This is a genomic window from Neisseria sp., assembly GCF_030530745.1.
In the GTDB taxonomy this organism is placed as follows: domain Bacteria; phylum Pseudomonadota; class Gammaproteobacteria; order Burkholderiales; family Neisseriaceae; genus Neisseria.
Window position 1 is genome coordinate 60,899 of sequence record NZ_JAUMUI010000007.1, and the last position, 24,381, is coordinate 85,279.

Annotated in this window: 25 protein-coding genes and 2 tRNA genes; 21 read left to right on the forward strand and 6 right to left on the reverse strand. The window is 54.0% G+C overall.

Features of this window, described 5'->3' with window-relative positions; translation table 11 throughout:
- Positions 1–59: 59 nt before the first annotated feature.
- The 4 genes from pilV to Q3970_RS04260 are packed head-to-tail and all read left to right on the forward strand — an operon-like array spanning position 60 to position 2,752.
- The gene (pilV, locus tag Q3970_RS04245; RefSeq protein ID WP_303099359.1) at positions 60–785 is read left to right on the forward strand and encodes a type IV pilus modification protein PilV; all 726 of its coding nucleotides are present in this window, start codon (positions 60–62) and stop codon (positions 783–785) included.
- Between the two features lie 15 nt (positions 786–800).
- Entirely contained in the window at positions 801–1,736 is a 936-nt protein-coding gene (locus tag Q3970_RS04250) for a PilW family protein (protein ID WP_303099360.1), read from the forward strand.
- Complete coding sequence (locus tag Q3970_RS04255) at positions 1,712–2,263, forward strand: pilus assembly protein (protein WP_303099361.1); 552 nt, start codon at positions 1,712–1,714, stop codon at positions 2,261–2,263. Before Q3970_RS04250 ends, Q3970_RS04255 begins: the two co-directional genes overlap by 25 nt.
- A gap of 24 nt (positions 2,264–2,287) precedes the next feature.
- Positions 2,288–2,752 (forward strand): PilX family type IV pilin, encoded by a 465-nt coding sequence (locus tag Q3970_RS04260; protein WP_303099362.1) that lies wholly within the window; start codon positions 2,288–2,290, stop codon positions 2,750–2,752.
- 165 nt (positions 2,753–2,917) lie between these two features.
- Here Q3970_RS04260 and gap read toward each other — a convergent pair whose 3' ends face one another.
- Together gap and Q3970_RS04270 are read right to left on the reverse strand one after the other, a co-directional pair.
- A complete protein-coding gene (gene gap, locus Q3970_RS04265) occupies positions 2,918–3,946 on the reverse strand; it encodes a type I glyceraldehyde-3-phosphate dehydrogenase (protein WP_303099363.1) in 1,029 nt (342 codons plus the stop codon).
- Between the two features lie 403 nt (positions 3,947–4,349).
- Positions 4,350–4,610: a hypothetical protein gene (locus Q3970_RS04270; protein ID WP_303099364.1), complete on the reverse strand. Its 261-nt coding sequence runs from the start codon at positions 4,608–4,610 to the stop codon at positions 4,350–4,352.
- Between the two features lie 512 nt (positions 4,611–5,122).
- On the opposite strand from Q3970_RS04270, the gene azu reads away from it, so the two are divergent.
- Together azu and Q3970_RS04280 are read left to right on the forward strand one after the other, a co-directional pair.
- On the forward strand, positions 5,123–5,623 hold the full coding sequence (gene azu / locus Q3970_RS04275; RefSeq protein ID WP_303099365.1) for an azurin: 501 nt from the start codon (positions 5,123–5,125) through the stop codon (positions 5,621–5,623).
- A gap of 176 nt (positions 5,624–5,799) precedes the next feature.
- The gene (locus tag Q3970_RS04280; RefSeq protein ID WP_303099366.1) at positions 5,800–6,834 is read left to right on the forward strand and encodes a hypothetical protein; all 1,035 of its coding nucleotides are present in this window, start codon (positions 5,800–5,802) and stop codon (positions 6,832–6,834) included.
- Between the two features lie 30 nt (positions 6,835–6,864).
- Here Q3970_RS04280 and Q3970_RS04285 read toward each other — a convergent pair whose 3' ends face one another.
- From Q3970_RS04285 to Q3970_RS04295, 3 genes are all read right to left on the reverse strand, one after another.
- Positions 6,865–7,485, reverse strand: a complete 621-nt coding sequence (locus Q3970_RS04285; RefSeq protein WP_303099367.1) for an NAD(P)H-hydrate epimerase — start codon at positions 7,483–7,485, stop codon at positions 6,865–6,867.
- Positions 7,486–7,635: 150 nt separating this feature from the next.
- Positions 7,636–7,722, reverse strand: a tRNA-Leu gene (locus Q3970_RS04290).
- Positions 7,723–7,762: 40 nt separating this feature from the next.
- A tRNA-Leu gene (locus Q3970_RS04295) sits at positions 7,763–7,849 on the reverse strand.
- Between the two features lie 72 nt (positions 7,850–7,921).
- Between Q3970_RS04295 and rnr the strand changes: the two genes are divergently transcribed.
- The 9 genes from rnr to Q3970_RS04340 all read left to right on the forward strand — a co-directional run bounded on the left by rnr (position 7,922) and on the right by Q3970_RS04340 (position 18,993).
- The gene (rnr, locus tag Q3970_RS04300; RefSeq protein WP_303099368.1) at positions 7,922–10,312 is read left to right on the forward strand and encodes a ribonuclease R; all 2,391 of its coding nucleotides are present in this window, start codon (positions 7,922–7,924) and stop codon (positions 10,310–10,312) included.
- Between the two features lie 147 nt (positions 10,313–10,459).
- Entirely contained in the window at positions 10,460–12,304 is a 1,845-nt protein-coding gene (locus Q3970_RS04305) for a SurA N-terminal domain-containing protein (protein WP_303099369.1), read from the forward strand.
- Between the two features lie 189 nt (positions 12,305–12,493).
- Positions 12,494–13,042, forward strand: a complete 549-nt coding sequence (locus tag Q3970_RS04310) for a carboxymuconolactone decarboxylase family protein (protein ID WP_303099370.1) — start codon at positions 12,494–12,496, stop codon at positions 13,040–13,042.
- 88 nt (positions 13,043–13,130) lie between these two features.
- Positions 13,131–14,234: an acyl-CoA dehydrogenase family protein gene (locus Q3970_RS04315; RefSeq protein ID WP_303099371.1), complete on the forward strand. Its 1,104-nt coding sequence runs from the start codon at positions 13,131–13,133 to the stop codon at positions 14,232–14,234.
- A gap of 133 nt (positions 14,235–14,367) precedes the next feature.
- Complete coding sequence (locus Q3970_RS04320; RefSeq protein ID WP_303099372.1) at positions 14,368–15,168, forward strand: ABC transporter ATP-binding protein; 801 nt, start codon at positions 14,368–14,370, stop codon at positions 15,166–15,168.
- Between the two features lie 220 nt (positions 15,169–15,388).
- Complete coding sequence (locus tag Q3970_RS04325; protein ID WP_303099373.1) at positions 15,389–16,297, forward strand: DMT family transporter; 909 nt, start codon at positions 15,389–15,391, stop codon at positions 16,295–16,297.
- A 207-nt stretch (positions 16,298–16,504) separates the two neighbouring features.
- Positions 16,505–16,951, forward strand: coding sequence for a hypothetical protein (locus Q3970_RS04330; RefSeq protein WP_303099374.1), 447 nt, complete (start codon positions 16,505–16,507; stop codon positions 16,949–16,951).
- Between the two features lie 224 nt (positions 16,952–17,175).
- Positions 17,176–18,339, forward strand: coding sequence for an ABC transporter substrate-binding protein (locus Q3970_RS04335; protein ID WP_303099375.1), 1,164 nt, complete (start codon positions 17,176–17,178; stop codon positions 18,337–18,339).
- 195 nt (positions 18,340–18,534) lie between these two features.
- Entirely contained in the window at positions 18,535–18,993 is a 459-nt protein-coding gene (locus Q3970_RS04340; RefSeq protein ID WP_303099376.1) for a DMT family transporter, read from the forward strand.
- Between the two features lie 155 nt (positions 18,994–19,148).
- On the opposite strand, the gene Q3970_RS04345 is transcribed toward Q3970_RS04340, so the two are convergent.
- Positions 19,149–19,484 (reverse strand): MerR family transcriptional regulator, encoded by a 336-nt coding sequence (locus Q3970_RS04345; protein WP_303099377.1) that lies wholly within the window; start codon positions 19,482–19,484, stop codon positions 19,149–19,151.
- 148 nt (positions 19,485–19,632) lie between these two features.
- Between Q3970_RS04345 and Q3970_RS04350 the strand changes: the two genes are divergently transcribed.
- The 6 genes from Q3970_RS04350 to Q3970_RS04375 all read left to right on the forward strand — a co-directional run bounded on the left by Q3970_RS04350 (position 19,633) and on the right by Q3970_RS04375 (position 24,242).
- Positions 19,633–20,214, forward strand: coding sequence for an alpha/beta hydrolase (locus tag Q3970_RS04350; RefSeq protein ID WP_303099378.1), 582 nt, complete (start codon positions 19,633–19,635; stop codon positions 20,212–20,214).
- Between the two features lie 168 nt (positions 20,215–20,382).
- Positions 20,383–21,597 carry a hypothetical protein gene (locus Q3970_RS04355; protein ID WP_303099379.1) on the forward strand — a complete coding sequence of 405 codons (1,215 nt, stop codon included), beginning with the start codon at positions 20,383–20,385 and terminating at the stop codon, positions 21,595–21,597.
- 82 nt (positions 21,598–21,679) lie between these two features.
- Positions 21,680–22,048: a hypothetical protein gene (locus tag Q3970_RS04360; RefSeq protein WP_303099380.1), complete on the forward strand. Its 369-nt coding sequence runs from the start codon at positions 21,680–21,682 to the stop codon at positions 22,046–22,048.
- 190 nt (positions 22,049–22,238) lie between these two features.
- Positions 22,239–22,802, forward strand: a complete 564-nt coding sequence (locus Q3970_RS04365) for an NAD(P)H-dependent oxidoreductase (RefSeq protein ID WP_303099393.1) — start codon at positions 22,239–22,241, stop codon at positions 22,800–22,802.
- Between the two features lie 43 nt (positions 22,803–22,845).
- Entirely contained in the window at positions 22,846–23,277 is a 432-nt protein-coding gene (locus Q3970_RS04370; protein WP_303099381.1) for an EVE domain-containing protein, read from the forward strand.
- A gap of 215 nt (positions 23,278–23,492) precedes the next feature.
- Complete coding sequence (locus Q3970_RS04375) at positions 23,493–24,242, forward strand: ABC transporter permease (protein ID WP_303099382.1); 750 nt, start codon at positions 23,493–23,495, stop codon at positions 24,240–24,242.
- Positions 24,243–24,381: the final 139 nt, after the last annotated feature.

Here is a 24,381-nt window from a genome sequence, read left to right on the forward strand (position 1 = left end):
CGCGCCATACACCCCGCCGACAGCCCGATTCTGAACAATATATCTCTCATGGGGAAGATATGCAAAAAATTTTATCGACAAAACAATCAGATAAAGATTTTTCCGGTTTCGTTTTGCCTAACCGCAAAGGCCGTCCGAAACAAAACCAAAGCGGCATGACGCTGGTTGAAGTGGTGGTGGCCATGTTCGTATTGGCTATAGGCGTGCTGGCATTGCTCGCCACCCAATTGCGCACCGTATCCAGCGTGCGCGAAGCTGAAAGCCAAACTGTTGTCGCCCAAGCCGTGCAGAACCTGATGGAGGGAATGCAGCTTAATCCGACTTTGTCGGAGCAGGCCCCCGGAACGAACTCTGAACCGACAGGGTGGGTGATCAAACGTTATGATAATAACCAAGTGAGCGTTGGCGGCAACCCTATCAGCTACCGTTTAAGTAACCCGGTTACTGCACGTACATGTGCGGCAAACAGATGGTGTAATCATGGAAACGGGCCGTTAAACAAAAGACAGATATTAGAAGATCAGCTTGGGCGTTTTGAAGACTCTTTGGTCAGAGCACTACCTAATGCAACGATTCAATACGTTATCTGTAATGATACAAGCGGTAGGGACATGTCGGTAGAAAACGGAACCGTTCGGGCTAATTGCACAGGAAATGACGGCCAAACACTGGTTATAAAAGTGCTGTGGCAGATGGATTCCGAACAGAACGATGCCGCTTCTCCGGCATTAAACAGCAACGGCAGCAACTTGGTTTACACCTATCAGGCACGTATGCCGGATTAATCGGGGTAGGGATTGATGAAAAACAAAAAACATTATCCGCATATTACGGGTATGCAGAATATCAAAGGCTTCAGCCTGCTGGAATTTCTGGTGGCCAGTGCCCTGAGCATGATTGTGTTGCTGGCAGCGGGTAAAGGCTATTTTACCGCCCGCCAGTTAAATGAAGCGGCAGGAGTACGCATGGGCGTGCAGCAGGATTTGCGCAATGCCGCCAATATGGTGGTACGCGATGCCCGTATGGCAGGCAGCTTCGGCTGCTTTAATATGGCGGCCGATATCGAACAGTTTGATGTCGGTGGCGGAACAATGGGGGCTAGGGCGGTAACAGGCAGCCGCACCATCAGAGATACGGATGATGCGGCATTCGGATTGACTTGGGAGAGTGCTGATAACAGCCTGATGCCTGTGAGGCAGGTTGCTGATTTCCGCCCCGACGGCTTCACGCCCGATACTAACGCCTTGGTGTTCCTTTACGGCGCTGAAAACCCGGCTGATGATGATCCTTTTGTATTGAGCGCCTGCGACACGTTAGTGCGGGGTGCGGGCGGAACGGTTCCGACTGCCGAGAATGCCGTAACTGCATTGGGCGGTGCTGCGGTAAGAAACGGGGAAGTTGCGGTATTGCGCTATGCGGCTTATGCCTATGCTGTAGGAACAATAGGCGGGCAGCGCGGACTGTTCCGTTTCCAACTGAACAATAACAATACCTGGGGCAGCCCGCAGTTGTTGGTAGCAGGTGTTACAGGTGCAAGATTCAGGTATATCTATGTCAACAATTGCCCCGCCGACAACAGCCCGCTTGAAAGATTTGAATATTCGGAAGATTTAAACAGAATCCCCGCGCTTGTCCGTATCGAACTGACCGGCGGGGCGGAAGATGCCAATCAAATCTATACCATTGATGCAGCAGTAAGGGGAGGAAACACATGCGCCAACCGCAGCCTTTCATAACTTCTACGCCCAAATTGGCACAACAGGGTTTTTCACTGTTTATTGTGCTGATGGTGATGATTGTAGTGGCCTTTTTGGTGGTGAGTGTAACGCAATCGTATAACACCGAGCAGCGTATCAGCACCAACGATGCCGACCATAAATACGCATTCGCTTTGGCAGAAGCCGCATTGCGCGCGGGTGAGGGCAGGATTGCTACCGACGAGTTTGAACGTGATATAACCTTTACAGAAGGGTGTGATAATGCCCTATGCAGCCCTGCCGGTGCAACGGCAGGCAGGTTCGGCAATATCACGGTTAATGCTGCTGCAAGAGAACCGGCAGCATGGGAACGGAGATGCGGGGGAGATCTCTGTATCAACACTGGTAGAGAAGTAACCGACCTCAGTGCACGCAGAAATCCCCGCTATATCATCGAATATATCAGCACCCAGCCTGACGGCACGGTTATCTACCGCGTAACTGCCAAAGCTTGGGGGCGGAACACCAATACCGTTGTGATATTGCAGTCGTATGTGGCGGCATAAATATATATAAAGAGGCATAAACCAATGACGGGAAAACCGATAGGCCAAAAAGGCTTTAGCCTGATAGAAATGATGGTGGTAGTGGCCGTTATCGGCATACTTGCGGCCATCGCCTACCCCTCATACGCCCGCTATATCGAGCGCGGGCATTTAACCGATGCTTATGCGGAATTGGTGGATATTAATAATGCCATTAAAACCGAACGTGTAAGAACCCCGGGGGCATTATCCGCACAAGCAGATTTACAAAGAGAAGCCTCCGAGCGGTTTCGGGAACCGGGGCTGGCTGCCCGTTACGATATAACCGTGGCTATGCCTAATGCCACAAGTTCGCGCTATAACTTGGTGGTTACGCCGAAAGCAAATAGCGGTTATACCTTGGCGCTGTGGATGAACAGCATCGGTGAGGCTTACAGGTGCCAAGATGCGGCTTCTGCAAAAGCTTATAACACCACGGGGAAATGCGAGCGGATTGGCGGCGGCAAATAAACGGCGGCTGCTTGAACTGCCCGGTTCTGACGGTGATCGGCTGTTTCAGACGGCCTCAACGGATCTTGAAAAGACTGAGGCCGTCTGAAAAAATTAAAAAGCCTTCAATAAAAAAACCTTGCGGAAATACCGCAAGGTTTTTTATCGTGGCAGAAAAATATGTATTCACTCGAAAGGGGTTACTTCCAAACCGAACATCGCGCGGGCGGTGTTGAGCATCTGGCAGCTGAACCCCCATTCGTTGTCGTACCACGAGAAAACTTTCACCATATTGCCCGCCGTTACTTTGGTGAGCGTGCTGTCGAAATTGCTGGCTTGGGTGGTGTGGTTGAAATCCATAGAAACCAGCGGCAGGGTGTTGTAGCCGAGCACGCCTTTCATTGCGCCTTCGGAAGCGGCTTTCACGATGCTGTTGATTTCTTCCACGCCGGTGTCGCGGCCCGCTTCGAAACTCAAATCAACCAAAGAAACGTTTACCGTGGGCACGCGGATGGCCAGGCCGTCCAAACGGCCTTTCAATTCGGGCAGCACCAAGCCCACCGCTTTTGCCGCGCCGGTTTTGGTGGGAATCATGTTTTCCACGCCGCTGCGGGCGCGGCGCAGGTCTTTATGGCGCACATCGGTAACGGTTTGGTCGTTGGTAAGGGCGTGGATGGTGGTCATCAGGCCTTTGTTGATGCCGATGCCTTCGTGCAGGGCTTTGGCAACGGGGGCGAGGCAGTTGGTGGTGCACGAAGCGTTGGAAACCACGGTCATTTCGGGTGTGAGCACATCGTGGTTCACGCCGTAAACCACGGTGGCGTCGACGTCTTCGTCGGCAGGTGCCGAAATCAGCACTTTTTTTGCGCCCGATTCAAGGTGGATTTTGGCGGCGGCTTTGCTGGTAAACGCGCCGGTGCATTCCATTACCAAATCCACGCCCAAAATCTCCCAAGGCAGTTCGGCGGGGTTGCGGGTGGAAAAGAATGGGATTTTGCGGCCGTTGATAATCAGGTGGTTTTCATCGTGGGAAACATCGGCGGCAAAGCGGCCGTGGACAGTGTCGAACTTGGTGAGGTGGGCATTGGTTTCAAGGCTGCCGCTGGCGTTTACCGCCACGACTTCGAGCTGTTTTTCCAGTTTGTAATCATAGATTGCGCGCAATACTTGTCGTCCGATACGGCCGTAGCCGTTGATGGCAACCTTAATGCCCATTTTTTAGTCCTTTTATTGAATAGCGGGGTTGGAAAATATGCAGGCCGTCTGAAATACTGCCTGCGCGTGAAAGATTATACCGTGTTGTAGTGCTGTGTAGTCAAGGTAAAATTACAGGCGGCTACAATGGTAACCCCGGCTTTAAACCGCCGTTTGCGGAAGGCTTTAGCACCGTTTCCTGTTGCGGCGGAGCGGGTTGGGAAGCCGCATCCTGGCTGTCCGGAAACGGAATGCTTAAAAACTGCCTGCTTGGTGGCGGATGCATCTTCGCCGCTATAATAGGCTCTTGCATTCGCATTTGAGTGTTGCACTTGAAATGCGAATGTAAGGCCGTCTGAAACAATATTTTCAGACGGCCTTTCGTTTTCGGTTTGGTTGCCCGGAACCGGTTTGATTGAAACGGTTACAGGAGGTTTTGGCGGTAGCGTCCGATCAGCTGTTTGGCCTGTGTCCGGGAAATGTTGAAATGTTTGGCTGTTTTGCGGATGTTGTCTGCTGATTCTGCTCCGGAAAGGTTTGCCTCCAGCCAAGGTTTGGTGGCAGTGTGTCGGCATATTTGCTCGAAATAGGCCTTGTTACGGGCTTTGCTGCGTGATCGGGCAAGCAGTGCCAGAAAGACACAGAAGGCAATTAAAACAGTATTGGTGAGGGCGAATGCAGACATGCTTTTTTTGTGCAGGCAGGTTTAAACGGTTTTTAGGAACTATACAGTAAATCAATATTTTCCGCACCCAAGGTTAGGCCTCTGTAACCGGCAGGCTGTGCAGTGGTGCGCATGATGCAGAAAAAATTCCCGAATCTAAAAAAACGGCGGTTGTAGGGAGTTTAGCCTGCTTTCATCAAGTTTCCTTTTCGGTTGAGACCCCGCCATTTATGGCGGTAGAATTTGGGTTTATCGGGTAGGGGTGTAACCCCTTCCCAATCAGGGCAACACGTAGGGCGGCGCTTTATGTGTCGTCCTGTGTGTTGAAACATTTGCCTTATGCCGATGAGGATTTCCTATGCCGGTACGGGCGGAATAGGGCGGAACCTGTTCCACCGAAGAGCCTTGGCTTATGAGGGCGGTTGTGCAGACCGTTGAAACGGTAATGAAACCGTTTTTATTTACAGCTCTGCCTGCTGCCGTGTATCGGAATCAGGTTTATCCGCCATACGGCTTGAATTCAAGGAACTACAATGAAAATTTATCTGACTGTAATTATTTCTACCGCTTTAATGTTGCAGGCTTGCGGGCAAGAACCGGCAACATCGGGCGGCTCGGATGCCGCTTCTGCTTTTTCTGCTGCCCGATCCTGCGAAACGGTGATTGAAGCGGGGGATGATATGAAATATAACAAAGCCGAAATCAACATCAGCAAAAACTGTAAGGAATACACTATCACGCTGAAACATATGGGCACCATGCCCAAAGCCGCGATGGGGCATAATTTTGTGATTGCAGAGTCTGAAGATGTGGGCGGTGTGGCCGCAGACGGTGCGGAGGCAGGCGTTGAAAACGATTTTATTAAAGCAGGCGACGAACGTGTTATCGCCAATACCAAGCTGATCGGCAGCGGTGAGGAAGCTGCGGTTAAAGTGGATACCGGCAGATTCTCATCCGGCAGCAAATATGAGTTTTTCTGTACTTTTCCCGGCCGGTTGGCGGTGATGCGCGGTACGGTGAATCTGGTTGATTAACTTTCCGAACATAAAAAACGGCTTGAGGATTTTTGCAAACCCGTTCGGGCCGTTTGAAATTACCGGCTGTTGTTTTTCATTTTGTCGGAACAAGCCGTTTTGTCAGGCCGGATATTTGCAGATTGTTTGCGTGCGGTTATCATGGTGCATTCTGCTGATTCAAGCCGTCTGAAAATATGAAAAAAGCGTTTATTTTAAGCGACTGCGGGTTGCCGCAATGTGAAGAAAAGCCTTATGCGCTGCTTACCGCCAATGTAACCAAGGGCCACCACTTCATCGCCCAGACCGAACAGCGCCAGCATGCCTTCAACCATCACGTTAACCCGCAAAATCAAAATGTTTACCGCTTTGCGCTTTCTATGTTTCAAAAACCTTATAAAGGCTCGGCCGAAAGCGTAAATATCGAAAACAACCTTGAAGCCGACAACCTCTACACGCTGTCGTTTGTGGAAGGCAGTAACAGCCAATACAATCTGGAAAACTGGTTCAGCCGCCACGAAGGCGGCTATGAAGATGCCTGCAGCTTTCTGCGTTCCGTCCGTGGCGGCAGGCAGAAGGCGCCGCAGGCATTATGGCAGGTGTTGCGGTTGAAATTATTGGGCATTCTCCGCAACCCCTATAACCACAATATCCCGTTTGTCTGCGGCCTGCATCAGGCCGTGCTGTCGAATCTGCCCGAAATAGGCGGCGGGTTTGTTACCCTGATTGAACAGAGGCCGCAGCCGCAGTTGGAGCAGATATTGAACAGGTTTGCGTTTTCTCCTGAAGGCTATACCCGCTGGTTGGCCAACCTCTACGGTATGCTTAGCGACGGCGTGATGCGGCCTTCTTTGTTTGAACGGCTGTCCGGAGCCTTATTTGCCGATCCGAATGCCGTGAAAATCGAATTGTTCCGCTATGGCGGCGGGCAGGAATGCTGTTTCTTTGCCGACACCGGTTTCTGCCTGCAAACATCCGGTCAAATGTTCACCGTGGGGGTGAGCATCGCCGCCGATATGTTTGCGGTGGTGCATATACCCCGGCAGCATTGGCAGGCGGTGGCACAAAATTTTGCCGGCAATATCCCGCCGCCGCCGACCGCAGAAATCACGGTGTTCGACGGCAACCGGCACCAGCGCGTTACCTACAACCGTTTGTGCGTTCGGCAGGCACGCGAAGCGGTGTACGGCAGAAGCAGCCGCAAAGAAGATTATTTGCGCGAATCCGCCTGAAACCGCAGGCAGGAAAATTTTTCAGACGGCCTAAATAATATCCACGCACACAATTTCGCCGCACAAAGCCTTGCCTGTTTCGCTTATGTGCGCGGGTTTGAGAGCGGCAAACGTATAAGTGATATCGGCGCGGAATGCCGAACCGTCCGCTTCGCCCGTGTCGCCGTTCAAACCCGTGGGTATGTCCAACGCCACTTTCAGGCCGTCTGAAAGATTAAGCAGGCGGCAGACGGCGGTAACGGAACCGGGCAGGGTGCCGGTAAAACCCGTGCCGAAAATGCCTTCGATAACCACATCATAGGCCGCTTTCAGACGGCCTGCCGATATTTCGGCATCAACAAATCCGATACCGCTCAAACCGGCTAAGCGGTTGAGATTGAGTTCGGCCAGCGGCGACAAATTCCTGCCCAGCGCAAACGCAACATCAACCTGCCAGCCGTGCTGCTGCAACACGCGCGCCACCACCAAACCGTCGCCGCCGTTATTGCCTTTGCCGCACACCACCAGCGCACGGCCGGCTTTCGGCAGGCGGCGCAGCAAATCGGCGGCGGCGCGGCAGCCGGCATTTTCCATCAGTTGCTCGAAACTCGTGCCCGCATCCACGGCGGCCTGTTCGTAGCGGCGCATTTCGGCGGCGGTATAAACTTTCATGGCGTTGCTCCCTGTGAAAATAACCGAGGCCGTCTGAAAACGTTCAGACGGCCTCGGTATTGTAATATACGGGCAAGCGGCGTGCCGAAACCTTTGCAAACTGCGGGCAATAAAAAAACCGGCATCAAGCCGGAGGTTTTTTTATTCGAATGGTGCCCAGGAGAAGACTCGAACTTCCACACCCGTGAGGATACCAGCACCTGAAGCTGGCGCGTCTACCAATTCCGCCACCTGGGCAATCTGTTATTTTTTTAAAGCAAAACGGATTTAAAACTTATGGTGCCCAGGAGAAGACTCGAACTTCCACACCTGTGAAGATACCAGCACCTGAAGCTGGCGCGTCTACCAATTCCGCCACCTGGGCTTTGCTTTAATCTTTGCTTTCGGTTAAAGTGCTGCCTGCAAAGAGAAGTGCATTATATATTCAAACAAAAGATTGTCAATCATCAATATGAAGAAAAATACTAAGTTACTCAGTTTGCGTGAGAAAGACCCGTTTTTAGCGCGCGAGCGCCAACGTTATGATCACCCGCTGCCCAGCCGCGAGTGGGTTATCGAATTATTGGAAAATGAAGGCGTGCCGCTTCAAATTGCCGTATTGGCGGGAAAACTGTCGGTAACCGACGAAGAATACGAATTTTTCGAGCGCCGCATCAAAGCGATGGCGCGCGACGGTCAAGTGCTGATCAACCGCCGCGGCGCGGTGTGCGCGGCCGACAAATTGGCGCTGGTGAAATGCCGTGTCGAAGCGCATAAAGACGGCTTCGGTTTCGCCGTGCCGCTGGTTCCCACCGGAGAGGGCGACTTCGTGCTCTACGAGCGCCAGATGCGCGGGCTGATGCACGGCGATACCGTTACCGTGCGCCCTGCCGGCACCGACCGCCGCGGCCGCCGCGAAGGGCAGGTGCTGGATATCGTCGAGCGGGCCCAAAAACAAGTGGTGGGCCGTTTTTATGTGGAACGCGGCATTGCCATTTTAGAGCCGGAAGACCGCCGCCTCACCCAAAGCATCGTGCTTGAGCCCGAAGGGCTGGCCGAAATGAAGCCCGAAACAGGGCAGGTGGTGGTGGCCGAAATCGAAAGCTATCCCGACGGCCACCGCCCCGCCGTGGCCAAATTAATCGAAGTGTTGGGAGATTATGCCGACAGCGGCATGGAAATCGAAATCGCCGTGCGCAAACACCAATTGCCGCACATTTTCAGCGAAGCCTGCCAACAGGCTGCCGCCAAAATTCCCAACCGCGTCCGCCCGCAGGATGCCAAAGGCCGCGTCGATTTGCGCGGCCTGCCGCTGGTAACGATAGACGGTGAAACCGCACGCGACTTCGACGATGCCGTTTATGCCGAAAAGCAAGGCCGCAATTTCCGCCTTGTGGTGGCGATTGCCGACGTGAGCCATTATGTGCGCCCCGACGACGCCATCGACAAAGATGCGCGCGAACGCGCCACCAGCGTATATTTTCCGCGCCGCGTGATTCCCATGCTGCCCGAAAACCTCTCGAACGGTATCTGCTCGCTCAACCCCGATGTGGATCGCCTGTGCATGGTGTGCGACATGGTAGTAACGTATGCCGGCAATATCAAAGAGTATAAATTTTATCCCGCCGTGATGAAGTCGCACGCCCGCCTCACCTACAACCAAGTTTGGAATTGGATAGAGCAGGGCGGCGATTATCCGCACAAAGTGCAAATCGACACCCTATACAAACTGTTTAAGATTTTGCAGAAAAAACGCCATCAGCGCGGCGCGGTGGAATTCGAAAGCATCGAAACGCAGATGATTTTCAACGACAACGGCAAAATCGAACGCATCGTGCCGGTTGTCCGCAACGATGCCCACAAACTGATTGAAGAGTGTATGCTGGCGGCCAACGTGTGCGCGGCAGAATTTTTATTGAAAAACAAACACGCTTCGCTGTTTCGCAACCATTTAGGCCCCACGCCCGAAAAACTTATCACTCTGCGTGAACAGCTCGGCCTGCTCGGCCTGCACTTGGGCGGCGGCGACAACCCCGCCCCCAAAGACTACGCCAAACTAGCCGAACAATTTAAAGACCGTCCTGATGCCGAACTCTTGCAAGTGATGATGCTGCGTTCGATGCAGCAGGCCGTTTACGAGCCGGACAACCACGGCCACTTCGGCCTGGCCTATGAAGCCTATACCCATTTCACTTCGCCTATCCGCCGTTATCCCGATTTAACCGTCCACCGTGCCATCAAGGCCGTGTTGAAGCAGGAAAAATACAAGCCCGAATCATGGCAGGCGCTGGGCGTGCACACATCGTTCTGCGAACGCCGCGCCGACGACGCCGGCCGCGATGTGGAAAATTGGCTGAAAACCTACTATATGCGCGACAAAGTGGGCGAAGTGTTTGAAGGCCGCATTTCAGGCATGGCCAACTTCGGCATTTTCGTTACGCTCGAAGGCATCCACATCGAAGGCATGGTGCACATCAGCGATTTGGGCGAAGATTATTTCAATTTCCGTCCCGAAATCATGGCCATGGAGGGCGAACGCAGCGGTGTGCGCTTTAATATGGGCGACCGCGTAACCGTTAAAGTGGCGCGTGCCGATTTGGACACCAGCAAAATCGACCTTGCCTTAATCAGCGGCGGCGAAGTGCCGAAAAAGCGCGGCAAAAAAGCCGACGTTCAGACGGCCTCTGCCAAAGAAACCGCCAAAAGCCGCAGCAAAAGCGTAACCATTAAGCCGAAAGCAGGAAAAAACGCCAAAACCGCCGCTAAAAATACTTCGGGCAGGAAAAAGCCGGTAGTAACGAAAAGCAGTAAAGCGGGCACCAAACGCAGCAGTAAAAATAAGGTGTAGATTAGTGGTGCAATATTAAAAGGCTGTCTGAAAACAAGAACAATGCTTTTTTCAGACGGCCTCAGGCTGCCGGGCTTTCTTAAACTGCACAGTACCCTCAAACGCTGTTACAATCCGCCTTTGCCTTATTAACTTGATTTAGATGCCATGTTTGTAGCCGTAGAAAAATACAAAACACCCGCTAAAATTTTATTGGGCTTGATTGCGCTGACTTTCGTCGGCTTCGGTGTCAGCACCGCAGCCGCACCAGGTTCGGATTATATTGTTAAAGTGGGTAGCCAGAAGATTAGCGAGCACCAGTTGAATATGGCTGTGCAGAATATGCAGGCCGCCGGTGGCGGCGAATCGCGCGATGCGGTATTCAATGCCCTGGTGCAGCGTGCTTTGCTGACCGAAGGTGCGCGTGAAATGGGTATTACCGTTTCGCAGGAGCAGCTTAAGCAGATTATCGTAGACGAACCCAGCTTTCACGATCAAAACGGTAAATTCAGCCAAAACATCTTCAACCAATACCTGAACCAGCGTCAAATGTCGGAAGACCAGCTGATTGAAGAGATCCGCAACGAATTTGCGGTAAACAACTTGGTCAGCCTGGTTAACAACGGCAATCTGGTCAGCGATACTCAGGCTGAGCGGCTGATTGTAGCCACTCAGGCCGAGCGCACCGTGCGTTCGGTATCGTTCAGCCCCGAAGCGTTTGCGCAGCAAGTGAAAGCAGACGATGCGGCACTGAAAAAATATTATGATGCCAACAAAAAAGACTATGTGATTCCGCAAGCGGTTAAAGTGGAGCATGTGGCTTTGAATATTCAAGATGTGGCCAAACAGCAAACTGTGAGCGAAGAAGAGTTGAAAAAAGCTTTCGAACAGGAAAGCGCATCAGCCAAACCCAAGCGTGAAATCGCCCATATTCTGTTTACCGTGCCTCAAGATGCCCCTGAAAACGTGAAGGCGGCGGCAAAAGAAGAAGCCGAAAAAGTGTCGGCACAGCTTAAAGCCGATCCGTCTAAATTCGCCGCGCTGGCCAAACGGCATTCCCGCGACGAAGCATCTGCCGACAACGGCGGTAATCTGGGCTATCTTCCCCAAGACGGCGGGTTGCTGAAAGAGTTTGAAGATCGTGCCTTTGCGCTGAAAAAAGGCGAAATCAGCGAAGTGGTTCAGACGGCCGCAGGCTACCATATCATCACCGTTCTGAATATTCAGGACAAACCTTCGTTCGAACAGGAAAAAGCCCGCCTGGAAGCGGAATTGAAACAGAAAAAAGCCACAGCAGCCTTTAATGAAGCCAAAGAAAAACTGGCCGAAGAGGCATTTAACAACCCGGGCAGCCTTGCGGAAGTAGCCAAAAAAACCGGTTTGACACTGCAGGCGCCCGAAGACTGGCTCACCAAGGAAAACGGTAAGGCCGCAGGTATGCCCGAGAATCTGATTAACGCCATTTTCAGCGATGACGTAACGAAGAAAAAACACAACTCGGAACCGGTTACCGTTAATGAAGGCCTGGTGTGGGTGGTGCGTGCGAAAGAAGTCCGCGAGCAAAAAACTCAGCCGTTTGAAGAAGCGAAAAATTTCGTGAAAGCAGACTACCTGCGCACAGAAGCAACCCGCTTGGCGGAGGCCAAAGCCAAACAGGCGCTGGCAGACGTGCAAAAAGGCAAAACGGCTGATTTGAAATGGTCGCCGGTTTCACAGCTGACTGCCGACCAGGCGCGCCAGTCCATGCCGCCGGAGGATTATGCCCGTCTGATTAAAGCCCGGCCTGAAAACGGCAAGCCGGCTTATGTGTTGCTGTCTAATCTGCCTGCGCCGGTGTTGGTGGAGGTGCAGGCTGTTAAAACACCTGAAAACATAACGGAACAATTAAAGCCGGCCAAACTGGCATTGGCGGAAAGTCAAAGCAATGCTTCTTTCAGCGCATTGGTAAGTTATCTGGGTGGCAGAATCAAGCAAACCCAAGGGGCGCAGAAGGTGAACCCCGAGCAACAATAAAAGCCCGTAATAAACGCGGGGGTGGTAATCAAATCCGCCCCCGCGTTTATTACTGGCTTTTCAGACGGCCGGAGGCCTTTGAAAAACTTTATAACTTTTCGTGCTATCTAAAGTTTTTCTGTTTATTTCCCTTTGCTGCCGCTTTCTGCTACTGTGCTGCCTTGCTTATCAATATCAGAAGGAAAAATCATGGCACGTTTAACCGTACACACCGTCGAAACCGCTCCCGAAGCCGCCAAACCACGCGTGGAAGCTGCGCTGAAAAACAACGGCTTTCTGCCGAACCTGATCGGCGTTTTGGCCAATTCGCCCGAGGCGTTGGCATTTTATCAGGAAGTGGGCAAACTGAACGCAGCCACCAGCCTGACGGCCGGCGAAGTGGAGGTGGTGCAGATTATCGCCGCCAGAACCAACGAATGCGGTTTCTGCGTGGCGGGCCACACCAAATTGGCCACTTTGAAAAAACTGCTTTCCGAAAACGCGATTGCCGCCAGCCGCGCGGTTGACCCCACCGCGTTTGATGATGCCAAACTTTCCGCGCTGGCTGCATTTACCGTGGCCGTGATGGCCAACAAAGGCGCGGTTTCCGATGCCGAACTGCAGGCCTTCTTTGATGCGGGCTATAACCAGCAGCAGGCGGTGGAAGTGGTATTGGGCGTGGCGCTGGCCACTTTGTGCAACTACACCAACAATCTGGCCAAAACAGAAATCAATCCCGAATTGAAAGATTTCGCTTAAAAAAACTGATATGGCGGGCCGTCTGAAATGTTTTTCAGACGGCCTGTCCGCTACTTCGTTTCTATGTTTCCTTTTTCGGAGAATATCCATGTCCCGCGAAACCCTGCTGCAAAACATCGCCGATCTCGTACAAACCGACCTTGTTCCTTTAGTGGAAGACATCGACCGCAAAGGGCTTTACCCCGAAGCATTCCTGCGCAAAGTGGGGGAAACGGGCGGTTTTGCCTGCGTGGGCAGCGAGGCCGAAGGCGGCAGCGGTTTGGGTTTGGGCGCACAGATTGCCGTGTTGCGCGAAATCGGCAGGGTTTGCGGCGCCACCGCCTTTTCGGCATGGTGCCAGGCCGCCTGCGCCTGGTATCTGCACCAAACGCCCAACCAGGCGGTAAAACGCTACCTGCCCGACGTGTTAAGCGGCAAAGTGTTGGCGGGAACGGGAATGTCGAACACCGTCAAACATTTGGCAGGCATCGAAGAGCACCTGCTTCAGGCGGCGGAAACCGAAGGCGGCTACACCGTAAACGGCATGCTGCCGTGGGTGTCCAACCTCGGTGAAGACCATATCTGGGCGAACACCGCTCAAACCGGCGGCGGTTATGTGATGTTTATCACCGGTGCGGCGCGTGAAGGTGTATCGCTGGCAGCCTGCCCGGAATTTTGCGCGCTGGAGGGCACACGCACGTTTGCGATTAAGTTCGACAACGTTTTCGTGCCGCATGAAGACGTTCTGGCAACACCTGATCAGTTTTTCGATTTCATCAAAAGCATCAAAGCGGGCTTTATTCTGCTGCAAATCGGTATCGGTGCGGGCATTATCGACGGCTGCCTGCACGAGATCGGGCTGGCCGACGTGGGCAGCGAAACCAATTGTTTCTTGGACCACGGCCGCGACGCGCTGCAACAGCGCCATCAGGCCCTGCTGGCGAAAACCATGAAACTGGCCGACGAAGCCTACCTCAACCAGGCTAATATGCTCGAAACCCTGCAAACCCGCGCCGACGCTTCGCAACTGTGCCTCGACGCATCGCAATCGGCCGCCCTGCACGCCGGCGCAAAAGGCTATTTGATGTCCAGCCCCGTGCAGCGCCGCCTGCGCGAAGCCATGTTCGTCGCCATCGTTACCCCCGCATTGAAACACCTGCGTAAAGAAATCAGCGATTTGGAATTTATGGGCGGCGACGAATTTTCGATTTAAACCAACCAAAACAGGCCGTCTGAAAACAATAAACCATGTTTTTCAGACGGCCTTTCCTGCAAAAACCCTTTCCTGCAAAGCAGAGATAAAGTCAATTAGTTTGATAATAAAGCACACACGATAAAGATAAAACATGACCGCCGCACTTTCCGTTCAAAACCTTTCGCTCGGCTACCAAGAGCAGGGCCGCCTGAAAACCATTCTGCAAGATTTTTCCCTAACCGTGGCACAGGGCGAGCTAGTGAGCCTGCTCGGCCCCAGCGGTGTAGGCAAATCCTCGCTGCTGCGGGTTTTGGCAGGGCTTGCCCGCCCGCTGCAGGGAAGCGTTTCACTGCTTGGTGAAACCGTCGAAAAACCACACCCGCGCGTAGGCTTCGTGTTTCAGACGGCCTCTCTGCTGCCGTGGTTGAACGTGCGCGACAATGTCGCCTTCGGTTTGGATTTCAAAAAACAACCGCATACCGGCAAAGCCGAATTAAAGCGACGTGTAGACGACGCACTGGCCGAAGTGGGCCTGAGCCATGCGGCAGAAAAGTTCCCCTCAGAACTTTCCGGTGGCATGGCGCAGCGCGTATCTCTTGCCCGCGCATTGGCACGCCAGCCGCAGGTGCTTCTGCTCGACGAACCTTTTTCCGCGCTCGACGAAGTAATCCGTGCGCAAATGCAGGATTTGCTGCGCCAAGTCGTCTGCAACCACCAAACCGCCGCCGTGATGGTAACGCACGACATCGACGAAGCCCTGCTGGTATCCGACCGCATTGTGCTGATCGGCCAAACCCCCGGCCGCATCCTCGGCACCTGGCAGCCGCAGCACGCCTTCCCGCGCCACGACAAACTGTGGGAGATGAATACCATGCGCGGTGAAATCCTGCAGTCGCTGCATCATGCGCAGCAATACGGAACCCAAACGAAAACTGTGGATTTTGTGATTTGATCCGGTTGCACCGCTGCCGTTTGCTGCCGTCAGGCAAACAGCAGGCGTAAAAAGCAATACAGACAGCCGTTATCGGTGTATGCACCGGCGGCCTTGGTTTGGAAGAAGCTGGTCCCGCAACAGGTTTTGCTGTTTTGAAGGCCCGTATTGCCGAACCCGGGCCCGTCGGCCGCAAACAGACGGACAGCATACCCGGTTTGGCTGCTTATGGAGGCAACGATTGAAAAAACTGTTAAATAACAATCTGGTTGTCGGAATTTCGGCAGCCTTGTCGGCAGCCGCGTTAAACGGCTCGATCGGGGTGGTCAGCAAGCTGTTGATGGACAGCGGCCTGAACAGCAACGATATTGCCTTTTTAAGAACCGCGATAGCCGTGGTTTTTTTAAGCCTGCTGCTGGCGAAAACCCCTTTAGAACGGCAGCTTGACTTTATCCGCACGCTGAAGCGGGATTTTTTCTGGTTTAAAGCGGCGTTGTGCGCTTTTTTGGGCATTTTTGTTTTGTTTTATTTTGAAACCCTTGCCTACCGCTACGGCAATGCTTCCGACGTGGTTGTGATACTGATGGCTTCGGCAGCCGTTTCGGCCTTGCTCTCCGGCATCGTGGTATTGAAAGAGCGGCTTTCTTTTCCTGCCGTGGCGGGAACGCTGCTGGCGGTTGCGGGCATTTTTGTGATTTCCTGGTCGGGCGGCAACGATCTGCTGCTGGTGGCAAACAGCATGTTGGCAGGCGTGGGCTACGGGCTGTTTTCGGTGCTGGTGAAAAAGTTCGGTTTCAACGGCGGGCTGTACCTCACCCGTTTCCTGCTGTTTTTCGGCATGATTTACCTGGCCGTGCCGTTTGCGCAAACCTACCACGGCATCCCGCTGAACGGTTACAGCCTTTTGGGGTTGTGCATACTGGCCCTGCTGCCGACGGTTTTGGGGTTTTACTGCACCACCAAGGCTTTGCAGTACCTCAGTGCCGCCAAAGTGCAGGTAACCGAACTGTCGGAGCCGCTGTTTGCCGCCATGCTGGCCTGGCTGTTTCTGCGGGAATATCCGACCCCCCATTTTTGGGCGGGGGCAGCACTGGTTGTTTTGGGGATTGCCTGCATGCATAACCCGTTTTCCGTTCGGGCAGAAAAGTAAAGCTTTTGATGCAGTATGTCATCAGGCCGTCTGAAACGGCACAGCCGCTTTCAGGCAGCGTAAACAACCATTATTCAGATGGCCCTGAAAAATGAATATCCGGCTGAGACACATGTGCCGATGTTGGTAAAATTCGGAATCACGCTGCTGTAATAAGGCGGCGTATGCATCAGAACATACGGTATTCGGAGATGAAAACCGAAAAACATGATTAAAGATATTTTCAAGGTTATCTGGCTGATTAAAGAAGAGTATTTGGAATTTGTCAGAAATTTTTCACCTCTAATCGTATTGCTGTCGCTGTTTACCGTAATCCTGTTCCAAATGGAGCGGCAGTACAGCGGCTGGGACAACCTGCAAATTGTCTTGACGGCGCTGCCGTTCGGGCTGCTGTTTCTGTATGCGGCACTAACCTGTGTGGCGGTTTTCTACCGAAAATCGGTGCAGAAGATTAATGCGGAGGCTGTTGCCCACATCCGCCGCCTGCGCCGCCGCAAACAGTACGGGCAGGCGCGGGCTTATGCCGTGAAGGTGCGCCGCCGCTTTTATGCTGCCCTGCTGGTAGTGGTGGTAACCGCCTGCCTCGGTGTATCCGGCATCATGTTGATGGCATACAGTGCGGCGGTTTCTTTTTACGGCAATATTTCAGAATAAGGCCGTCTGAAAGGGCGGTATTGGTTTTACGGCCTGTTTTTATCAAAATTGTCCTGTTTCCTTTTCCTTAATGACCAAATCCTTGCCGTTTGTAGCGTTAGGATTTGGTTTTATTTGGGAAGCTTTCCCCTTCCGAGGCAGGATGACACGCAGGGTGGAGCTTGATGTGCCGTCCCATGTGTTGAAACCTTCACGGCTTCTGTTTTAACGGAGAATAAAAGATCATGCACACCCGCCGCGATTTCCTCAAACTTTCCGCCTTATTCGGCGCTGCCGCGCTGCCGCTGCTGCAGGCCTGTTCCAAACGCGCCGCTGCCGATCCAAACGCACCGCTTATCATCGGCTACCTGCCCATCCTTGATGCCGCCCCGCTGTTGGTGGCGCACGGCCGGGGGCTGTTTCAAAAAAACGGTGTGGAAGCCGTGAAGCCCGTTTTGTTCCGCTCTTGGGCAAGCCTGGTAGAAGCGTTTTTAAGCGGGCAGGTCAACCTGATTCACGTGCTCTCGCCCATGAGTGTGTGGATGCGCTACGGCAGCAAAGCCCCCGTGCGCGCGCTGATGTGGAACCACACCTGCGGCTCGGCGCTGACCGTGCGCCACGAGGTTCAAAGCGTGCGGGATTTGCAGGGGCAGACGGTGGCGATACCGTTTTGGTATTCGATACACAACGTGATTGTGCAACAGGTGATCCGCCGCGCGGGCTTGGAAGTGGTGGAGAAAAAACCGCAGGCAGGACAGGTGAAACTTACGGTAATGCCGCCTTCGGATATGGTGCCGGGCCTGGCCTCCGGGCAGATTGCCGGCTTTATCGTGGCCGAGCCGTTTAATGCGCTGGCCGAGGCCAAAGGCGCGGGCAAAATCCTGCGCTTTTCGGGAGACATCTGGAAAGACCACGCCTGCTGCCTCTCAATGATGCACGATCACGATATTCAAAACCGCCCCCAATGGGTGCAAAAAGTGGTTACTTCGCTGGTTCAGGCTGCCGCATGGGCGAAAAGCCACCGTATCGAAACCGCCAACCTGCTGGCCAAACAGGGCGTTCAGAAATACACCCCGCACGATGCCGCCGTGTTGCGCAGCGTGTTGCAGCCCGAACCGGTGGCGTGGGGCAGATATGAGCGCGACGGCGCGGTTAAGCATCTTGACTGGCATCAGAAGCGCATCGACTTCCAACCTTACCCGTTTCAATCGTATAATGAAATGCTGGTGAAGCTGCTGAAGGAAACCCGCCTGGCGGGCGTAAACACGTTTTTGCAGGAGCTGGATCCCGTCCAAGCCGCACGGGAGCTGTTCGACACCCGCTTTGTCGAAGCGGCACTGAAGCAGCCCGAAACCATGCAGGCTTTCGGTTTGCAGGGCTTTGACAGGGAAGAAGTGTTTGAGATTTGATGCGGGCAATCAGCAAACCACTGAATTTCAATCGGATTTTAAACAGTATAGCCAATCAACTTACTTCGTAACCGTTCCGCCATACTCGGATTTGGCCTGAGTATCTTGAGTTTCGGCAAGTTTCTTAAATATTCGGGGCAAACCCGAGTATGGCGTGAGTATTTTTAAGTTGGTTTGCTATGTCGGAGGAGCGTTATGTCGGTTTTTATTTTAATAGCCTTGGCCGCCGGTGCGGCTTTGGCTTCGCAGGCTGCAATTAACAGCCAATTGGCTAAAGGCTTGCTGGTGCAGCCGTTGGTGGCCGCAATGATATCGTTTGCGGTAGGTACGGTTGTGTTGCTGGCTTTGTGTTTCTGGAAAGCGGATTTGGCAGGCGCGTGGCAGCAGGTGCCGCAGCAGCCTGCATGGAAATATCTGGGCGGTGTGCTGGGTGCGGGGTTTGTGTTTACCAGCGTATTTCTCGCCCCCAAACTCGGCATCACCAATATGCTGTTTTTCATCATTATCGGCCAGCTGATCACGGCCGCAGTAATCGACCATTTCGGCTTAATCGGCATGGCTGCCAGGCCGGTGCAGGTGTGGCAGCTTTTAGGGTTGCTGGTTATGGCGGCGGGGCTGGTGCTGTTTTTCTTCGGTCGGAGGCTGTTTGGCTAGGGAGGTGTCGCCGAGGGCGTTGTTTCGGCGGTATGTTTGGTTAAAATCCGCTTCACAAGCCTTCTGACGACACGTCCTAGAATTCTGCCGGAGAACGCTCCCGTATCCCAAAACAGGCTGTTACGGATCGGATTTCCGTTTCAGGCTGCCTGAAATCATCGGGCAAGCAGCCCGCGTAACAGGGTCTTGCTTTGTTTCAGCCCGTCAATCTGCCTGTCTATGGCGTTGAGCCGTTCCGTCAGCCTGCCGCGTAATTCGGTGCAGAAATCCTGCGGTTCGTCGCGCAGGCAGTCGCGCATGAGTGCCAGGTCTTTGAGCGGCACGCCCGTTTGGTTGAGCAGGACGATTTTTCGGACCGTGGCGATGTCGTCGGAGCTGTATTGCCGGTAGCCGTTTGCACTGCGTTTGGGTTCGACCAGGTTGAGCGTTTCGTAAAAGCGCACCATGCGCACGCTGATGCCGCAGGCGCGGGCGAGTTCGCCGATTTTCATGTTTGACCCTTTCATTGTGTCATGGTTTAAAGTGCGGATTTTATACCGAAGGGAGTGAAGTATGAACCGCCGTCAATTCTGTCTTGGCACCGCCGCACTGGCCGTTTCGGCCTGTACCGCAAAACCGCCATTTGGAAAAAGCTCAAAGATGAAACGCGCCTTTATCATCCACGGCTGGGGGGCAACACCGAAGGATCATTGGTTTCCGTGGCTTGCAGGCAGCCTGAAAGCACGGGGCTATAGGGTGGATGTGCCGGCACTGCCCAATCCGACTGCTCCTGTTTTTAGCGACTGGCAGCACACGCTTGCCCGGCATATCGGCACGCCGCAGCCGGATGACCTGTTTGTCGCCCACAGTTTGGGCGGCATCACGCTGCTGCATTATCTGTCGCAAACCCGCCCGAAAGAAATAGGCGGTTTGGTGCTGGTGTCGGCATTTGCCGAAAAGCTGCCCGCGCTGCCTGAAATCGAAGGCTATTCGATTGATGATTATGTGGTGCAGGCCCGGCCGGACCTGCCTGCAATCCGCGCAATGACCGCCAATACCGCCTGCATCGTCAGCGGCAACGACAGCATCGTCGCACCCGAAGCCAGCCTGAAACTGGCAAATGCTTTGCAGGCGCGTGTGATTACCGTGCCGGACGCAGGGCATTTTCTGGCTTCGGACGGGTTTGACACATTGCCGCAAGTGTTGCAGGCGGTGGAAAATTTCCGCAGCAAGGGCGCATGAAAGGAAACGCCGTCTGAACATGCTTTCAGACGGCATCACGGTTTCAAACCGTATCTCTGTTTGCGTTAAAATCCCCCTCCATCCGAATGTGAAACCGTGTGAGCCCGCAGCCTGAAAGGCCGCCTGAAACGCAATGGTTTAAAGGAAAACCCTGTGCACAGCCTGAAAATGCCGCTCCTCCGATCCCTGCCCGCCCTGACTGCCGCGCTGCTGTTGGCCGCCTGCCGTGCCGAAAGCGCGCCCGCTGCCCCTGAAACCGCCCTGCCGTCTCTGGTGCGGGCGGAGGTGGGCAACGCCGCGCCCGTGCGCCAGATTGCCGCCGCCGAAGACGGCCTGTATCTGGTTGATGAGGCGGGAAAACTGTTCCGTCTCGGCTCAAACGGGCAGACGGAAGCCTTGGCGGAAGGCTTTGCGCCCGATGTTTTGTTGGGGGCGGAAGAAGGCCTGGCGGTAGGAGGTTGGCGCGATAACGGCGGCCTGCTCCGGCTCAATGCGTGGCGGGCAGAGGGGCATCAGGCCTACGGCTATTTCCCCGCCGCCGCACATGCCGCATCCGTGTGGCATTCAGGCTGCCTGATTGCCGCTGCCGAAGCGGGCGGGGCGGCCTACCCCGTGCGAGCCTGTCCTCAGAAGGAAACCCTGAACATCCGTGCCGAACGCCGCGACATCACGCTGCTGCCCGACAGCCGCCCCGTGCTGTGGCAGGGCAGGGCGGCCGTATTGGGCAGCCCCGATGCGCACAGCTACCGCCACGGCGTGTTGGGCGACGGCATCGAGGCGAAAACGCTCTACCTTCTCGACACGCAAACCCTGCGCGATGCAGCCGAACCGTTTACCCTGCCTGCGGGGCTGGTGTTTGAAAACAATACCGTGGCCGCATACGGCGGCAAAATCGCCGCAGTCGTTTCGGGCAGCGGCGCGGGCGCACGCACGGTGGTGCTGGCGCTGCAAAACGGCCGCTGGCAGATCGAATCGCAAAGCACGCCGCTGCCTGAAAACCGCTGGCAGTCGCCCTTTGTGTTTGACGGCGCGCTGTATGCGGTGCAGATGCCGCATCTGGCGGGCAGGCTGGTGCGTTACACCGCAGCGGCGGGGGGCAGGCTTTCGGAGCGGGAACTGGGCGGCGGCCTGAGCAACCACGCCATGGGTTCGCGCGATACAAATATCGGCGCGGTGCTGCCCGCCTATGCCCTTATCCCGCAGGCAGGCTACCGCCGCCTTTATGCGCTGGACAAAACAGGCCGCCTGCACCGCCTCGAACCCGAACTGCCCGCACGGATTGTCCGCAGCGCGGTGCAGGGAAGCCGCAGCTACTGGCTGCTGGCCGACAGCAGCGTGTGGGTGTGGCGGCAGCCTGAAACGGAGCGGATATCCGGCGGGTAGCCGGGGATTGGAAAAAGTAACTGAAAACATCCATTTGCATGATATATTGAGGATTCTCACAGATATCTGATGGAGTATTTCTATGTATCCGGTCAATTTTGTATTCAAAAAACACTTGGGGCTGCTAGGCTGCTGTCTGCTGCTCGACGGCTGCGCCTTACTCGACGGCGGTACAACGTTTAGTGGCGAAAGTACGACTTTCGGCGGCAACAATGCCTTGCGTAACGACGTATTGAGAAACATTAAAATAGTGGACGGTTGTACCCGTATCGACAGCGTTCACGCCGAAATCAAAAACATCCGCACCAAAGGCGAACTCAAAATAGAAGAATTATGGACGGTGCAGGGCTGCGGTGGACAACGCAGCCACCCTGTTACCCTGTATCCTGTTTACGGAGGCGGAACGATGATTAACATCTCCGTTCCGCCGAAAAGAAAAAGTAAACCCTGATCAAACAATGCCGTCTGAAAGATAAGGTCTCAGCGCACATTCGCCTGACAAGTGCAACTTTCTATCAACAGAAAAGGCCAGTATGCGGTAGCATACTGCCCTCCCTTTAAAAAACAACCAACCGATGGAGAACACACGATGAAAATCCTGGTTAATATCTTCCACCCCAAACTGGACACTTGTAAACCGCCTGTGGGCGGAGCGTTTAGCGGGCGAACCCAATGTTACGGTCCGCAAGCTCTACGAACTTTACCCCGACGGCAAAATCGACGTCGCTGCCGAACAAGCGGTGCTGTTGGAACATGACCGCTTGGTATTCCAGCATCCGTTTTACTGGTATTCCATACCGCCTTTGATGAAGCAGTGGCTGGACGACGTGCTGACCTACAACTGGGCGTACGGCCCGCAGGGGAAAGCCTTGGTGGGAAAAGAATGGGTATCGGCGATTTCCACGGGCGGGCCGGCACATTCCTATCAGGCATGCGGCTATAACGGCTATTCTATGAGCGAATTTCTCAAACCCTTGCAACAAACTGCCAACCTGATTCAAACCAAATTCCTGCCCGCCTTTGTTTTTCACGGTGCGGTAGGGGCTTCAGAAGCCGATGTGCGCCAATCCGCCGAAGATATGGTGAAGCACATTACCGATCCGCTGTTAGACCCGCAAAAACGCTTGGCGGCATTGCGGCACGCCAAGCCTATGAATTTTTCGGTTTTGAACGCTGGCCGGTGGCACGCTACTTTAAACCGCTGACCAAGCAGAATTCGGAAGAGCATCGAAAATAAGGAGGAAAAACATGACCGCATCCCGCCAAAACCTCCCCCGCTATTGGGTTGCCGTTGTTTCGGCAAACCATGTTGCCGTCGGTGTGGCCGCAGGCTTCTGCCAAGCCTGCCACGGCAAAGCCGCCCCGCTCAAGCGCATGAAACAGGGGGATTATCTCCTGTATTACAGCCCCAAAACCGACTTGCACGGCAGTGAAAAACTGCAAGCCTTTACCGCCGCAGGCAAAATGACTGATGAGCGAGTCTATCAGTTCGAAATGTCGCCCGATTTTATTCCTTACCGGCGTGATGTTCTTTATTATCAGCCTGTAAAACCCTGCCCCATCGAATACGCCCGCCTGCATCCCGAATGGAAAAGCTATGCAAGCCGGCTTCGTTATGGCTTTTTTGAAGTGAGCAAGGATTTTTATCTCTATATTTTTAATGAAATGAAACAAGCATAAATCAGCCTGCGTAACAATAAAATCATAAAATCGTTGAGAGAGGGGATTGGCAGTCTAAATTTTCTTATCATTGTCGGGCAGTCGTTTTGTTCTAAGAAAATGATAATGAAATTTTGCAATTATGCTGTTCTGATTAGGCGGGGCTCTTGTTCAATTTCTTGATAAAATCGAATTTCCCGCTGCAAACGGCGGGTTTGAAACCATAAAGGAACCTTATGAAAACAAACAACTACCTTCCAGGCAGCTTGGGGCTGCTGCTTTTGTTCGGCCTGTGGCAGGCCGGCACGCTGCTGCTGGCGCAGAATATGCCGCTGGCCAACCTGCTCGCGCCTGCGCCCGCATTGGGCAACCTCGGCACACTGCTGGCAGACGGCCAGTTGTGGCCGCATATCTGGGCCAGTTTGCAGCGCGTGTTTGTGGGGCTGTTTTTCGCACTGCTGATCGGTGTGCCGGTGGGTTTTGCGCTGGGTCTGTCGCCGAAAACAGAGCAGGCTTCCGGCCCGTCGTTTCAGTTTCTGCGCATGATTTCCCCTTTGTCGTGGATGCCGGTGGTGGTGATGCTGTTCGGCATCGGTGATGCGCCCGTCTATTTCCTGCTTGCTTTTGCCGCCGTGTGGCCGATTATCCTCAACACCGCATCGGGCGTGAAAAACATTAACAAACAGTGGTTGGAGCTGGGGCGATCGCTCTCGGCAACCAAAGGTGAAATGCTGTTTAAAATCATGCTGCCTGCGGTAACGGGCGATATTCTCAACGGCCTGCGGCTGGCCATCGGCATCGTATGGGTGGTGCTGGTGCCGTGTGAGATGCTGGGCGTAAACGAGGGTTTGGGCTATTTTATTCTCGACACCCGCGACCGCTTGGCTTATTCGGAGCTGATGGCCGCCATCGTGTTAATCGGCTTGATCGGCTGGGCGCTCGACAGCGGCGCACGGCGGCTGGGAGCGTGGTGGAAGCACGGCTGATGGGGCAATACTGCGACGGTTAAGTCAAGCCGACATTGTTATATAGCGGATTCAATTGCTTCGATACAAGGCGGGCCGCAGGCAGTGCAAATAGCGGCTTAAATTTAAAAGAGGACAAGGCGGCGAAGCTGTAGGCAGT